We start from the raw sequence: 13,049 nt of genomic DNA, 5'->3' as shown, positions 1-13,049 counted from the left end.
TCCGCTTCGCCTAACGCCGACCTCATGCCCTTGCCTTCGCTTGCCAACCTGCGTGACGATTACGAGCTGCTCGAAGGCGAGGAGCGATATCGCCTTCTCATCGACCTCGGCCGTGAGCTCGAGCCCATGCCCGACGCGCTGAAGACCGATGCGACCAGGGTGCGCGGCTGTTCGGCCAGTGTGTGGGTCTATCCGACACGGCTCGAGGATGGCCGATTGCATTTCCTTGCCGACAGCAATGCCGCGATCACCAAGGGCATTGTGGCGCTGGTGCTGAGCGCGGTGCAGGACCGCTCGCCGGGGGAGATCGCGGCTACCGACATCGCCGCCGAACTCGCCCCTTTCGACCTTTCCCGCCAGTTGTCGTCCAACCGAACCCAGGGCATCCCGAACATGATCGCGCTGGTGCAGGACACCGCGCAGCGCCTGGCATGAGCGACTTTCGCGACGGCGTCAGCGGCACGTTCAATCCCGAGACCTTCTTTGCCATGGCTCGGGAAGTCGGACATGGCCGTGCACTTGGCCTCGAATACCGGGACCACGGCGACAATTGGGTGGAACTCGCGCTTCCATGGCGCCCCGAACTGGTCAGCCTCCCCGAGGAGGGCATTATCGCCACCGGCGCGATCGTCAGCCTGATCGACACCTGTTCGGGCACGTCGATCTGGACGGCGCTTGGCGGCTTTCGCGCGGCGGTGACGCTTGATCTGCGCCTCGATTACCTTCGCCCGGCCTCACGCGGCGAGACCGTGATCGCGCGGTGCGAATGCTACAAGATCACCCGCAAGGTCGCCTTTGTCCGCGGCGTGGCGCATGGCGGCGACGAGACAAAGCCGATCGCCCATAGCGCGGCGACCTTTGTCAGCGTCGACTAAGCCGACGTCGCCTTCCGTTCCTCGGCCTTGCGCAGCACGTCATAGGCCGCCTGCACCGCCTGAAAGCGCCTGGCGGCTTCTTCGTCGCCGGGCTTGAGATCGGGGTGGCTGGCCTTCGCCAGGCGGCGGTGCGCTGCCTTGATCTCGTCGAAGCTGGCGTCGGTCTCGACCTCGAGCACCGATAGCGCGCGCATCTCTTCGCGGCTGCGAGTGCCGTCGCCGGGCCCGCCCCAGGCATAGTGCGAGCTTTGCTTGTAGCCGTTGGCGCCGCGTCGCTCGTTCGCCTCGCGCTCAGCGGCTTCGGCTGCCGAAAGATTGGCGAAATAGTCCCAGTTCTTGTTGTACTCGGCGGCATGCGCCTCGCAGAAATGCCAGCGCTCCGGGCTGTTGGGGGCCTTGGGCGCGGGGCGGTCGCCGGGCTCCATGCAGCCTTCCCGGTCACATAGACGCACCTTGGCCGCCTCGCGTCCCTTGTCGGCATAGGAGCGCCAGCGGGGAAATCCCCAGTCGTTGGAACGGGTAGAGCGGGCCATTGAGGTTCTAACTAGTCGGAAGCTGCGAAAGTGCCAGAGGGCCTGTAAGCCGGGTTCTGTCCTCCGCCCAAAGACGGATGTGCGACCATTCCTCTCGGCCTGCCGTTGCCGGCAGGCTCCAGCGACCAACCCGGGCGACGGGCCGGAACAAGGCCCATATGCCGCCCCTATTCGGTCTTGCACCCGGTGGGGTTTACCTTGGCCGTTGCCGTCGCCGGCCCCGCGGTGCGCTCTTGCCGCACCCTTTCGCCCTTACCGCTCCGAGAAGCGGCGGTCTGCTTTCTGTGGCACTGTCCCTCGACCCGTCCGAAGACGAGCCGGCCGGGCGTTACCCGGCACCGTTGTTCCGTGGTGCCCGGACTTTCCTCGGCGAAGTTTATGGCTCCGACGCGGCCGCCCGGCCCTCTGACGCCAAAGTCTCTAGCACAGCCTTCAGCGTCCGACCATCTGCGCGGCGGTCGGCAGCTTGTAATCTCTCCACTGCTCGCGAAGCGTCTTCTTGCTGAGCTTGCCGGTGGCGGTGTGGGGAAGCTCTTCCACGAACTCGATCGCGTCGGGCATCCACCATCGCGCGACGTGCTTCGCCAGATGCTCGCGGATTGTCTCCTCATGGACGGTCGAACCTGCCGAGCGGACCACCAGCAGCAACGGCCGTTCGTCCCACTTGGGATGCGCGATGCCGATGGCAGCGGCCTCGGCGACGCCGGGTACGCCCACCGCCGCATTCTCGAGCTCGATCGAGCTGATCCACTCCCCGCCCGACTTGATCACGTCCTTGGCGCGGTCGGTGATCTGCATGGTGCCGTCCGGGTGCAGCGCGGCGACATCGCCCGTGTCGAACCAGCAATCGGCGTCGGTCGCCGATTGCTCTTCCTTGAAGTAGCGTTCGACGATCCAGTGCCCGCGGGTCTGGAGGCGGCCCGACGCCACGCCGTCGCGCGGCAGCTCGTTGCCTGCGTCATCGACAATGCGAAGCTCCACCCCGAACGGGATGCGGCCTTGGCGGCAGACGAAGTCGACCTGCTCCTCGTCGGTCATGTCGTCCCAATTGGCCGGCGGATTGCCGCAGGTGCCAATCGGGCTTGTCTCGGTCATGCCCCAGGCGTGCCCGATCCGCACGCCTTTGCGCCGGAACCACTCCACCATCGCCCGCGGAGCAGCCGACCCGCCGATGGTAACGCTCTTCAGCGAACCGAGCTCGGCGCCGGTGCGCTCGATATAGTCGATGATGCCCAGCCACACGGTCGGGACCCCCGCGGAGTGGGTGACGCCTTCCTCGCGGAACAGGTCGCACATCTGCTGCGGACGATAATCGGCGCTGAGCACCAGCTTGGCCCCGACCATCGGCGCCGCCCACGGCACGCCCCAGGCGTTGGCGTGGAACATCGGCACGATCGGCAGGCAAGTCGAACGCGCGGACAGCTCGAACACGTCGGGTCCAACCTCGACGAACGTATGCAGCATGGTCGAGCGATGCTCGTAAAGGACACCCTTGGGATTGCCCGTGGTGCCGGAGGTATAGCACAGCCCCATCGGCTCGCGCTCGTCGCCCTCGACCCAGGCGAAATCATCGTCTTCCTTGTCGATCCAGGCCCGGAATTCGCCATCGTCCATGCAGACGTAATGTTCGATCGTCTTCCACTGCGGCTTCAGCTTCTCGACCAGCGGCGCGAACGCCTTGTCGTAGATGAGGACGCGGTCTTCGGCATGATTGGCGATGTAGGCGAGCTGGTCGGGAAACAGCCGCGGGTTGATGGTGTGGAGGATGCCGCCCATGCCGACCGCCCCATACCAGCTGGTCAGGTGATGCGCGTGGTTCATCGCCAGCGTCGCGACGCGGTCGCCGCGATTGATCCCGAGCTTGGTCAGCGCTTTCGCCATGCGCCGCGCATCCTGCGCCACGCTGCGCCAATTGGTGCGGCTGACGGTGCCGTCGGCCCAGGCGCTGACGATCTCGCGGCTGCCATGCTCCCGGCTGGCGTGATCGACCAGGCGCATCACCCGAAGCTGGTGGTGCTGCATCGCGCCCAAGATACTCATGATGTCTCTCCTCCGAACGAAGAGAGTGACGTCACGCTACGGCGAGTCAAGCGGCGCCGGTTTAGAACGGCATCTGAAAGCCCGGCGGCATCGGCAGGGTCGAGCTCATCTTCTGCATCTCGGCCGCGGCAGCCTGGTCGGCCTTGGCGCGAGTGTCGTTGAGCGCGGCGGCGATGAGGTCCTCGACCATCGTCTTTTCCGCCGGCACCAGCAGCGTCTCGTCGATCGACACGCCAATGATCCGGCCCTTGGCCGACGCCTTGATCTTGACGAGACCGCCGCCCGACTGACCCTCGACCTCGATCTTGTCGAGATTGTCCTGCGCCTTCTGGAGCTCGGCCTGCGCATTTTGCGCCATCTGCATGATTTCTTCGAGGCTAGGCATGGTTCACGTCCTTGGGGCTAACTGATTCAAGAATGGCGTCGGGAAAGGCGGAAAACACGGCGGCCACCGAAGGCTCCCTCAGAATGGCGTCACGGGCGCGTTCCTCCGCCATTTTATGCTGCGCGGCGAGCGAGGGATTTGCTTCGCCGTCGCCCAGCGTCACCTGCCACGGCGCGCCGGTGACGGAGCGAAGCTCGGCTTCGAACTCGCGCGTGAAATTGGCGCCGAGTGGCTGCAGCGGCTTCAGCGCAAGCTCGCCCGGCGCATAGCGGATGAGCCCGATCTGATTGCGGAGCTGGACGGCGCGAATGGCCTTGCCCTTGCTCTCGATGAAGTCGACCAGTGCCGGGAAGCTTGGCGGAAGCGAGGGCGCGGCGGGTTCGAAGGCCGGCGCTGGCACCGGGGCCGGCATCTCGGCCCGAGGCGCTGCGGACGGAGCGGGACGAGCTGCCGGAGCGCTTACCGCGCCTTCACCCTGCCCCTGCAGCCTTGCCAGCAGCGCCGCGGGATCGGGGAGGTCGGCAGCGTGGACTAGCCGCAGCAGCACCATTGCCGCCGCTTCGTTCGGATCGGGGGCAAGGCTGACGTCGGACAGCCCTTTCAACAGCAGCTGCCATAATCGGTGGAGTTGCGACCAGCCAAGCGAGCCGCCCAGTTCCTCACTCGCTGCCCGCTCCTCCACACTGGCGAGCGGATCGCCGCCGCGCCCCGCCTTGGCGCGAGAGGCGGCGTGGATCTGCTCCATCAACCCGCGCAGCAGCGCTGTCGGGTCAATCCCCAGCGCCTGCGCTTCGTCTAGTTCAGCAAGACTACCGGATGCATCGCCAGCAATCAGCAGCGACAGCAAACGCCGCACCCGGCCGCGGTCTGCGAGGCCAAGCATGTCGCGCACCGCTTCGGCCTTCACCTCGCCGCCGCCATGCGCAATCGCCTGATCGAGCAGCGACAGGCCATCGCGCGCCGAACCCTCGGCCGCACGAGCGATCATCAGCAACGCATCGGGCTCGATCGAAACCTGCTCGATCTCCGCAATGCGCTGGAAATGATCGACCAGCTTCTCGGCCGGGATGCGGCGCAGGTCGAAACGCTGGCACCGCGACAGCACCGTTACCGGCACCTTGTTGACCTCGGTGGTCGCGAACAGGAATTTGACGTGCGCCGGCGGTTCCTCGAGCGTCTTCAACAAGGCGTTGAAGGCGTTCTTGGTCAGCATGTGAACTTCGTCGATGATGTAGATCTTGAAGCGCGCGCTGACCGCCGAATAGCGAACGGCCTCGATAATCTCGCGAACATCGTCGACGCCGGTGTGGCTGGCGGCGTCCATCTCGGTGACGTCGATGTGCCGCCCTTCGGCGATCGCCCTGCACGGCTCACACACGCCGCACGGATCGATGGTCGGACCGCCCTTGCCGTCGGGCCCGATGCAATTGAGCGCCTTGGCGACCAGCCGCGCCGTAGAGGTCTTGCCGACCCCGCGAACGCCGGTCAGCAGGAAGGCGTGGGCGATACGGCCGCTGTCGATCGCGTTGCCAAGCGTCCGCACCATCGCGTCCTGCCCGATCAGCTCGCCAAAGCTCTGCGGACGATATTTGCGGGCGAGCACCCGGTAGGGCGAGGCGGCCGCGCTCTTCTCCAGCGGCTGGGCCGGAAGATCGAGGCCGAGGCCCGGTTCGTCGTGCTGCGATTCGTCGTCGGTCATGCGGCGCCGACCTTAGGGCGAGCGTAAGCGCTGCGCCACTTCTTGCACTCGAGCCCCGAGCCCGCCATATGCGCCGCGGGAGTCGGGCGGACGGGATTGTCGCCAACCTGGTCAGGTCCGGAAGGAAGCAGCCACAACGATTTCGTCTCGGGTCGTTCCGGCTCCCACCTTTTGCCTCAACCAGGCATCCTTACCGTCATCGTCGGACCACTCACCGTCAGTTGGCAGGCCAAGCGGCTGAACCGCTGTGCGTTCCCGGCGAGGTCGAGCAGATCTTCCTCTTCTTCGCTCGCTTCCTGCAGACGCGCGAAATCCTCGGGCGCGAGGATAACGTGGCAGGTCGAACAGCTGATGCACTTGCCGCAGGTGCCCTCGAGCGGCTGCCCCGCGTCCTGCGCAACATCGAGGAGATTGTCGCCTTCGGTAGCCTCCACCTCCCGGTCGAGCGAACCGTCAGACCTGAAAAACCGTACCAAGGTCATGCCGCAAACCGTTGTTGTGCCTCGGCCGCGTTCCTTAAGAGGGTGCAAGCTTCGACTATCTCGTCGAGGGTTGTGTAGCGCCCAAACCCAAGCCGGATGCTCTGCCGCGCTTCGCGATCGCTGATCCCCAACGCGCGCAGCACATGGCTCGGCCGTCCCGATCCGCTGGCGCAAGCCGACCCCAAGGAAAAGGCGACCTGGCGACAGTCAGCGAGCAACCGCGCGGCGTCGAGGCTGTCGCGACGCACGTTGAGGTTGCCATGATAGCGCTGCTCAGTGCTGCCGTTGACGATCCAACTGGGACCGAGGGTCTGAAGCGCGCTCTGCCATAGACGCTCGACATGCGCGCGATCGCGGTCCAGCCGCTCCGCCGCCAGCGCTGCCGCAGCGCCGAAGCCGGCGCAAAGCATCGGTGACAGCGTGCCCGAACGCAGGCCCCGCTCCTGCCCACCGCCGTGAAGCAACGGGTCGAGCGTCACGCCACTGCGCAGCCATAGCGCGCCGACACCCTTGGGTCCGTGAATCTTGTGAGCGCTGACGGCGATGAAATCCGGACCTTGCGGCAGCGGCAGTCGTCCAAACCCCTGCACCGCATCACACAGCATCAACGCCCCCGCCGCATGGGCAAGGTCCGCGATCTCGGCGATAGGCTGGACGACCCCGATCTCGTTGTTGACCAGCATCGCCGCGACCAGCGCCGTGGGGGTCTGCAGCGCTTGTCGAAGACGGTCGAGGTCGATCAGCCCATCCGCCCCGACGGCAAGCACCTCAACCTCGCGGCCCTCGCTGCGCAGCCATTCCACCGTATCAAGAACCGCGGCATGTTCGGTCGCGAGGGTGATGATGCGGCCGCGGGTGCCTTGCAGCACCATGTTGAGCGCCTCGGTCGCGCCCGAGGTGAAGATCGTCTCACCGTCTGTGGGCAGCAGCGCCGCCACCTGCCCGCGTGCATGTTCGACCGCTGCAGCGGCCTCGCGCCCAGCGCGGCTGGGGCTATGCGGATTGGCGAAACGGTCGAGCCACGGCAGCATCGCGGCCTTTGCTTCGGGCGCCAGGGGCGTGGTCGCCTGATAATCGAGGTAGATCATGCCGCTCGGCGACGCCTGGCGATGGCGTCGAAGGCAGCAATAAAGGCGTCGATATCGGCCTCGCTGGTCTGGGGGCCGAAGCTCAGCCGCAGTGCTCCGTCAGCTACGGCCGGCGGCACGCCCATCGCCGCCAGCACCCGGCTAGCCTTCATCTTGCCGCTGGCACAGGCCGAGCCGGCACTGACCGCGAAGCCGGCAAGATCGAGTTGAACCAGCAGGCTGTCTCGCGACGAACCCACAAGGGCAATGGCGCTGATCGCCGGTATTCGCTCGGTTTCGGCAGCGATGATGGAGCCGCCACTCGCCATCACCCCCGCTTCAAGCCGCTCGCGAAGCATTGCCAGAAGCGGCATGGCGTCGCGGTGTGCTCCGCTCTGCAGTGCCGCTGCCATGCCAGCTATTCCCGGCAGGTTCTGGGTGCCGCGACGGTAGCCCTTTTCCTGACCTCCAGACGGGGTCAGCGTTGCCAAGTCCTTGACCAGCAAGGCGCCCGTCCCTGGCGGCCCTCCGAACTTGTGTGCGGAGATCGCAATGAAGTCGGCTTCCGGAAGCGCGATCTTCCCAGCCGACTGCGCACAATCGACGAGCAGCAGCCCACCTGCGGCCCTGACCTGCTCAGCCACAGCGTCGATCGGCTGGGTCACGCCGATTTCATTGTTGACGTGCTGCACGGCGACGAGGGCGGGCTCGCCCCTGAGATGTTCCGCAAGCCCGTCAAGGTCGATCAGCCCGTGCTTATCCACCGCCAGCGGCGTTGCGGCCTCGCCCATATGGTAGGGTACGACGTCATGCTCGGTCGCGCCGACCAGCCGCCGCTTCGGCAAGGCGCGGGCGGCAGCGATCCCGACCGCTTCGCTCGCTCCGCTGGTGAATAGAATGTCGTAATTCCAGCCCAAGGCTTCGGCGATCGTCGCCCGCGCCCGCTCCAGCGCGGCCTTGGCTGCCCGCCCCTCGCCATGCGGGCTCGACGGATTGGCCCACAGCGCCAGTGCCTCCGCCATCGCCGCACGCGCTTCGGGCAGCACCGGCGTGGTCGCGGCATGGTCGAGATAGATGCGGGCTCGGTGAGGCACGGATACCTTGTGATTGCTGTTTGTTGGCTCGGCTCTATATAAGCGCGCCGCCTGCACCCGTCAGCTACACAAAAGAGACCCATGCCCGAAGTCATCTTTCCGGGGCCGGAAGGCCGCCTCGAAGGCCGTTTTCATCCTGGTCTGCGCCCCCGCGCGCCCGTTGCGCTGATCTTGCACAGCCACCCGCAGGCGGGCGGCACGATGAACAACAAGATCGTTCAGCTGCTGTATCAAACCTTTGTGAAGCGCGGCTTCGCGACGCTACGGTTCAACTTCCGCGGCACCGGCAAGAGCCAGGGCACCTTCGATAACGGCATCGGTGAATTGTCCGATGCCGCCAGCGCGCTCGACTGGGTGCAGCAGATCCACCCCGAGGCGGAGCAGACCTGGGTCGCCGGCGTCAGCTTCGGCGCCTGGATCGGTATGCAGCTCTTGATGCGCCGTCCGGAGATCAAGGGCTTCATCTCGATCGCCCCGCCGGCCAACATGTACGATTTCGGCTTCCTTGCCCCCTGCCCTTCGTCGGGCATCATCATCCAGGGCGAGCAGGACGAGGTGGTAAGCCCGGCCAGCGTCCAGAAGCTGGTCGACAAGCTGCGCACGCAGCGTCACATCACCATTCATCACGACACGATCCCGGGCGCGAACCATTTCTTCGCCAACGAGCTCGATCTTCTGATGAAGAGCGTCGACGGTTATCTGGACATGCGTCTCGGCCGATAGAGGCCTAGAGCACCCAGATCAGCACGTTGGCGACCAGGATCACGGCGACCACGATCATCAGCAGCCCCTGCTTTCGATAGGTGCCCGCCCAGGCGAAGCGGGCGCCGAACACCAGCAGCACCAGCGCGGCCAGCATGACGATGGACAGGAGGGTCGAGGCCGTCTGATTCATGTTCTCTCCGAAACGGCTTCTTAACCGCTGTTACACTAAATGGCGTTCGTCATGATCGCAGCCGACCAGCAACAGAAGCTCGCCGACGCTTTCGAGCGGATCGAAGGCACCATCCTGCCTTGCATTACCATGATGCTGGACACGTTGCTCGACGCGTCTCTCGGCCTCGAACACGCGGATCCCAAGGCGCTGGTGGCCGAACTGCAAACTCTCGCCGCAGAACTGGAAGAATTGACCCGCAGCGTCGAGCTTTATTCGCCCTCGCACCTGGACCCGGGCTCCTACCGCACCAGCGCGAGCGCCTGAAGGCTCAAGCGACCCACTCGGCGTGCATCGCCGGGTCCATGTTGCCGCCGGTGACCATCACCACCGTCCCGGGGACCACGGGGACCTTGCCAGCCAGCACGGCCGCCAGCGCCGCACTGCCTCCCGGCTCCACCATCAGCCCAAGCTCATGCCAGGCGTAGCGGACCGCAGCCCGGACTTCTGCCTCGCTGACCGCGGCGCTCGCCGCTCCGCGTTCCTTCAGCACGCTGAAGGTCAGCGGCGACACTAGAGGAGTCTGGAGCGCATCGCACGAGGTCGGCGGCGCGTCAGGTGCGACCGGCACGATATGGCCGAGCGCAAGGCTGCGCCCCATGTCGTCCCATCCTTCCGGTTCCACGATCACGATGTCCGCGTCCGGGCAGGCCAGCGCGATCCCCGCAGCAAGGCCGCCGCCGCCGCAACAGACCACGATCTGTCGCACCGGCCCAGGGCATTGTTCCAGGATCTCCAGCCCCGCCGTGCCCTGCCCTGCGATAATGTGCGGATCGTCGAAGCTCGGCACCACCACCGCGCCAGTTTCTGCTGCCAATGCAAGGGAAATGGCGACGCGGTCCTCGCTTGCCCGATCGTAGAAGACGATTCCCGCACCCTGCTCCCGCGTGCCCGCGACCTTGGGCGCCGGGGCGTCCGAGGGCATGACGATGGTTGCGGGCACACCAAGGCGCCGCGCAGCAATTGCCACGCCTTGCGCGTGATTGCCGCTCGAAAAAGCAACCACGCCGGCCTTGCGCTCGGCTTCGCTTAGTAGCGCCAGCCGATTGCTCGCCCCGCGCAGTTTGAACGACCCACCTGTCTGCAGCGACTCGCATTTGAGCCACAGGTCGTGGCCGTTCAGCCGCACCGGCTTCAGCGGCGTCTCCACGACAAGGCCAGCGATCCGCTCGGCCGCCTTCAACACATCGTCGCCGGTGGGAAAATTCTCGTTTCTCATCAGAACCTTGGATAGTGCGTGCCCGGTCTGCGCCAAGCCGTAGGGATTGTGACGAATGAGGCCCGCGAAAAAGATTGCGTTAAGGTGACCCCCTCCATATATCGCGCCTCTCGCTGCCCCATGGGACTTCCAACCGCAAGGCAGCTGTTCGTCAACTGTCGCCGAAAGGCACTTGGAGGTCCCTTGCATTGGCTGAGCACCCCTTCGCGCTGGGGCTAGCGCCCCGTTCCGATCGCACCGAATCCTTTGTCGCTTCCGGTGCGGCTGACATTGCACGACTGAAGCCGGTCCAGCCGGTTACGCTGCTGCGTCCCCACGCCGCACGTGCCGCTGCGCGCTTCTTTGTCGAGAAGTTCCCCGGCAAGTCGCTCTATGCGGTGAAGGCGAACCCCTCGCCCGACCTGCTGCGCGTGCTGTGGGATGGCGGCGTCACCCATTATGACGTCGCCTCGATCGGCGAAGTCCGCCTGGTCAGTGATACGCTGCCCGAGGCGACCCTCTGCTTCATGCACCCGGTCAAGGCCGAGGAAGCGATTGCCGAAGCCTATCACGGCCACGGTGTCCGCACCTTCAGCCTCGACAGCCTGGAAGAGCTGGACAAGATCGTCGCGGCGACCGCCACCGACGGCGTTGCGGCGAGCGACCTTAACCTCCTCGTTCGCGTGCGGGTCTCGTCCGAGCACTCCAAGCTCAGCCTCGCCTCCAAGTTCGGTGCCGATCCGGCGGAGCTGAAGGCACTGCTGATGGCCGCCCGCCAGGCGTCCGACGCGCTCGGCCTCTGCTTCCACGTCGGCAGCCAGGCGATGACCCCGGCCGCTTACGCCGAAGCGATGGCCCGCGTTCGTGACGCCATCGTCGAAGCGGCGGTGACCGTCGATATCGTCGATGTCGGTGGTGGTTTCCCCTCGTCCTACCCGGGCATGGAGCCGCCGCCGCTCGAAGCTTACTTCGCCGTGATCCACGAATCGTTCGAGAAGCTCCCGATTAGCTACTCGGCCGAACTGTGGTGCGAACCGGGCCGTGCGCTGTGCGCCGAATATGCCTCGGTCCTCGTGCGCGTTGAAAAGCGCCGCGGCGACGAGTTGTACATCAACGACGGTGCCTACGGGACCCTGTTCGACGCCGCGCATATCGGCTGGCGCTTCCCCGTCCGGTTAGTCCGCGACGAGGACAGCGACATCCGCCCGCACGGCTTTAGCTTCTATGGCCCGACCTGTGACGATCTCGATCACATGGTCGGCCCGTTCGAGCTGCCCGGCGACGTCGGCCCCGGCGATTATGTCGAGATCGGCATGCTGGGCGCCTACGGCTCGGCGATGCGGACGCAGTTCAACGGCTTCGGCTCGGCCAACGGTTGGTCGGTCGTCGTGACCGATGCGCCGATGGCCTCGCTCTACGGCGAAGCCGCGGCACCGTCGCGCTCCAACGTGGTGAAGCTGTAAAAGAGACAAGGAGGCGGCTGAGCGTATCGCCGCCTCCACTCGTCATGCCGGGCTTGACCCGGCATCCGCCTTCTTCTTGCTCGATCGAAGAAAAGGCAGACCCCGGCTCGAGGTCGGGGTGACGGCTTGATGACGGGCGTTTTCATCAAGGAAGACGATCATGAACACCGAAACCAAAATCAACGACACCCGCAAGGCGGAGCTGCTTTCCAGCACCGTCGAGCACATCGACATCACCAAGTTCGATGCCCGCCCGATCGTCGACGCGATGGGCAAGATGAGCTTCACCAGCCGCGACCTGTCGCGCGCGACCGGCATCTACAACCAGATGCTGGCCGACCCCGATTGCTCGGTCATCCTGGTGATCGCCGGTTCGACCTCGGCCGGCGGCTGCATGGACCTCTATGCCGAGCTGGTCCGCTCCAACATGGTCGATGCGATCGTCGCCACCGGCGCCTCGATCGTCGACATGGATTTCTTCGAAGCCCTTGGTCACAAGCACTACCAAGCGCTTGAAATCCCTGACGATGACACGCTCCGCTCGCTCTACATCGATCGTATCTACGATACCTACATCGACGAAGAGCAGCTGCAGGACACCGATTTCACCATCGGCAAGATCGCCGACACGCTGGAGCCGCGCCCGTATTCGAGCCGTGAGTTCATCAAGGAGATGGGCAAGTGGCTCCTGGAGAACGGCAAGAAGGACAACAGCCTCGTCAAGCTCGCTTACGAGCATGACGTGCCGATCTTCTGCCCTGCCTTCACCGACAGCTCGGCCGGCTTCGGCCTCGTCAAGCATCAGGTCGACGCGATGAAGGCGGGCCGTCGCTACATGACGATGGATTCGATCGCCGACTTCCGCGAACTGACCGACATCAAGATCAAGGCCGGCACCACCGGCCTCTTGATGATCGGCGGCGGTGTTCCGAAGAACTTCACGCAGGACACCGTGGTCTGCGCCGAAATCCTCGGCCACGAGGATGTCGAGGTGCACAAGTATGCCGTGCAGATCACTGTTGCCGACGTGCGTGACGGCGCCTGCTCCTCCTCGACCCTTCAGGAAGCCGCCAGCTGGGGCAAGGTCTCGACCGCGCTCGAACAGATGGTCTTCGCCGAAGCGACCTCGGTCCTGCCGCTGCTGGCGTCCGACGCCTATCACCGCGGCCACTGGAAGACCCGTGCCAAGCGCCAGTTCGCCAAGCTATTCGATTAAGTTTCGCTTGCGAACCAAGGCCGAATGACAGACCCTCCCCGCCACAAACGGGGAGGGTCTTTC

The 13,049-nt window shown here is 65.3% G+C and carries 15 protein-coding genes and 2 other RNA genes; 7 read left to right on the top strand and 10 right to left on the bottom strand.

Translation table 11 applies throughout. The annotated features are described in order from the left end of the window. Nucleotides 1–24: 24 nt before the first annotated feature. Together ACP69Z_RS09710 and ACP69Z_RS09705 are read left to right on the top strand one after the other, a co-directional pair. Nucleotides 25–435: a SufE family protein gene (locus ACP69Z_RS09710; RefSeq protein ID WP_426267292.1), complete on the top strand. Its 411-nt coding sequence runs from the start codon at nucleotides 25–27 to the stop codon at nucleotides 433–435. Continuing rightward, complete coding sequence (locus ACP69Z_RS09705; protein ID WP_426267291.1) at nucleotides 432–875, top strand: PaaI family thioesterase; 444 nt, start codon at nucleotides 432–434, stop codon at nucleotides 873–875. The genes ACP69Z_RS09710 and ACP69Z_RS09705 overlap by 4 nt, the downstream gene beginning before the upstream one ends. Here ACP69Z_RS09705 and ACP69Z_RS09700 read toward each other — a convergent pair. The 5 genes from ACP69Z_RS09700 to ACP69Z_RS09680 form a co-directional block, all read right to left on the bottom strand. Continuing rightward, a complete protein-coding gene (locus tag ACP69Z_RS09700; protein WP_426267290.1) occupies nucleotides 872–1,408 on the bottom strand; it encodes a J domain-containing protein in 537 nt (178 codons plus the stop codon). The two genes, ACP69Z_RS09705 and ACP69Z_RS09700, sit on opposite strands and share 4 nt — an antisense overlap. Nucleotides 1,409–1,437: 29 nt before the next feature. Continuing rightward, nucleotides 1,438–1,817, bottom strand: an RNA gene (gene rnpB / locus ACP69Z_RS09695) — RNase P RNA component class A. Between the two features lie 23 nt (nucleotides 1,818–1,840). Further along, complete coding sequence (locus ACP69Z_RS09690) at nucleotides 1,841–3,448, bottom strand: long-chain fatty acid--CoA ligase (protein ID WP_426267289.1); 1,608 nt, start codon at nucleotides 3,446–3,448, stop codon at nucleotides 1,841–1,843. Nucleotides 3,449–3,509: 61 nt separating this feature from the next. Further along, entirely contained in the window at nucleotides 3,510–3,833 is a 324-nt protein-coding gene (locus ACP69Z_RS09685; protein WP_426267288.1) for a YbaB/EbfC family nucleoid-associated protein, read from the bottom strand. Further along, a complete protein-coding gene (locus ACP69Z_RS09680; RefSeq protein ID WP_426267287.1) occupies nucleotides 3,826–5,532 on the bottom strand; it encodes a DNA polymerase III subunit gamma/tau in 1,707 nt (568 codons plus the stop codon). The genes ACP69Z_RS09685 and ACP69Z_RS09680 overlap by 8 nt, the downstream gene beginning before the upstream one ends. A 74-nt stretch (nucleotides 5,533–5,606) precedes the next feature. Between ACP69Z_RS09680 and ffs the strand changes: the two genes are divergently transcribed. Continuing rightward, an RNA gene (gene ffs / locus ACP69Z_RS09675) (signal recognition particle sRNA small type) lies at nucleotides 5,607–5,704 on the top strand. A 4-nt stretch (nucleotides 5,705–5,708) separates the two neighbouring features. Here the strand turns inward: ffs and ACP69Z_RS09670 are convergent. The 3 genes from ACP69Z_RS09670 to ACP69Z_RS09660 are packed head-to-tail and all read right to left on the bottom strand — an operon-like array spanning nucleotide 5,709 to nucleotide 8,175. Then, nucleotides 5,709–6,014: a 2Fe-2S iron-sulfur cluster-binding protein gene (locus tag ACP69Z_RS09670; RefSeq protein ID WP_426267286.1), complete on the bottom strand. Its 306-nt coding sequence runs from the start codon at nucleotides 6,012–6,014 to the stop codon at nucleotides 5,709–5,711. Then, the gene (locus ACP69Z_RS09665; RefSeq protein ID WP_426267285.1) at nucleotides 6,011–7,102 is read right to left on the bottom strand and encodes a cysteine desulfurase family protein; all 1,092 of its coding nucleotides are present in this window, start codon (nucleotides 7,100–7,102) and stop codon (nucleotides 6,011–6,013) included. The genes ACP69Z_RS09670 and ACP69Z_RS09665 overlap by 4 nt, the downstream gene beginning before the upstream one ends. Continuing rightward, nucleotides 7,099–8,175 carry a cysteine desulfurase family protein gene (locus ACP69Z_RS09660; protein WP_426267284.1) on the bottom strand — a complete coding sequence of 359 codons (1,077 nt, stop codon included), beginning with the start codon at nucleotides 8,173–8,175 and terminating at the stop codon, nucleotides 7,099–7,101. Before ACP69Z_RS09660 ends, ACP69Z_RS09665 begins: the two co-directional genes overlap by 4 nt. Nucleotides 8,176–8,256: 81 nt before the next feature. Here ACP69Z_RS09660 and ACP69Z_RS09655 point away from each other — a divergent pair, with 81 nt between their 5' ends. Further along, nucleotides 8,257–8,898, top strand: a complete 642-nt coding sequence (locus tag ACP69Z_RS09655; RefSeq protein ID WP_338504408.1) for an alpha/beta hydrolase — start codon at nucleotides 8,257–8,259, stop codon at nucleotides 8,896–8,898. A gap of 4 nt (nucleotides 8,899–8,902) precedes the next feature. Here ACP69Z_RS09655 and ACP69Z_RS09650 read toward each other — a convergent pair whose 3' ends face one another. Next, nucleotides 8,903–9,070, bottom strand: a complete 168-nt coding sequence (locus tag ACP69Z_RS09650; protein WP_426267283.1) for a hypothetical protein — start codon at nucleotides 9,068–9,070, stop codon at nucleotides 8,903–8,905. Nucleotides 9,071–9,121: 51 nt separating this feature from the next. On the opposite strand from ACP69Z_RS09650, the gene ACP69Z_RS09645 reads away from it, so the two are divergent. Then, nucleotides 9,122–9,376 (top strand): hypothetical protein, encoded by a 255-nt coding sequence (locus ACP69Z_RS09645; RefSeq protein WP_426267282.1) that lies wholly within the window; start codon nucleotides 9,122–9,124, stop codon nucleotides 9,374–9,376. 4 nt (nucleotides 9,377–9,380) lie between these two features. On the opposite strand, the gene ACP69Z_RS09640 is transcribed toward ACP69Z_RS09645, so the two are convergent. Next, nucleotides 9,381–10,328: a threonine ammonia-lyase gene (locus tag ACP69Z_RS09640; RefSeq protein ID WP_426267281.1), complete on the bottom strand. Its 948-nt coding sequence runs from the start codon at nucleotides 10,326–10,328 to the stop codon at nucleotides 9,381–9,383. Between the two features lie 188 nt (nucleotides 10,329–10,516). Here ACP69Z_RS09640 and ACP69Z_RS09635 point away from each other — a divergent pair, with 188 nt between their 5' ends. Both ACP69Z_RS09635 and ACP69Z_RS09630 read left to right on the top strand, forming a co-directional pair. Then, a complete protein-coding gene (locus ACP69Z_RS09635; RefSeq protein WP_426267280.1) occupies nucleotides 10,517–11,770 on the top strand; it encodes a type III PLP-dependent enzyme in 1,254 nt (417 codons plus the stop codon). A gap of 160 nt (nucleotides 11,771–11,930) precedes the next feature. Further along, nucleotides 11,931–12,986: a 1,9-bis(guanidino)-5-aza-nonane synthase gene (locus ACP69Z_RS09630; protein ID WP_426267279.1), complete on the top strand. Its 1,056-nt coding sequence runs from the start codon at nucleotides 11,931–11,933 to the stop codon at nucleotides 12,984–12,986. Nucleotides 12,987–13,049 lie beyond the last annotated feature (63 nt).

The organism is Sphingomonas sp. LHG3443-2 (assembly GCF_049896405.1).
Taxonomy (GTDB): Bacteria; Pseudomonadota; Alphaproteobacteria; order Sphingomonadales; family Sphingomonadaceae; genus Sphingomicrobium.
The sequence above is the reverse complement of the archived record's forward strand: the minus strand, read 5'-3'. Positions and strand labels throughout refer to the sequence as shown.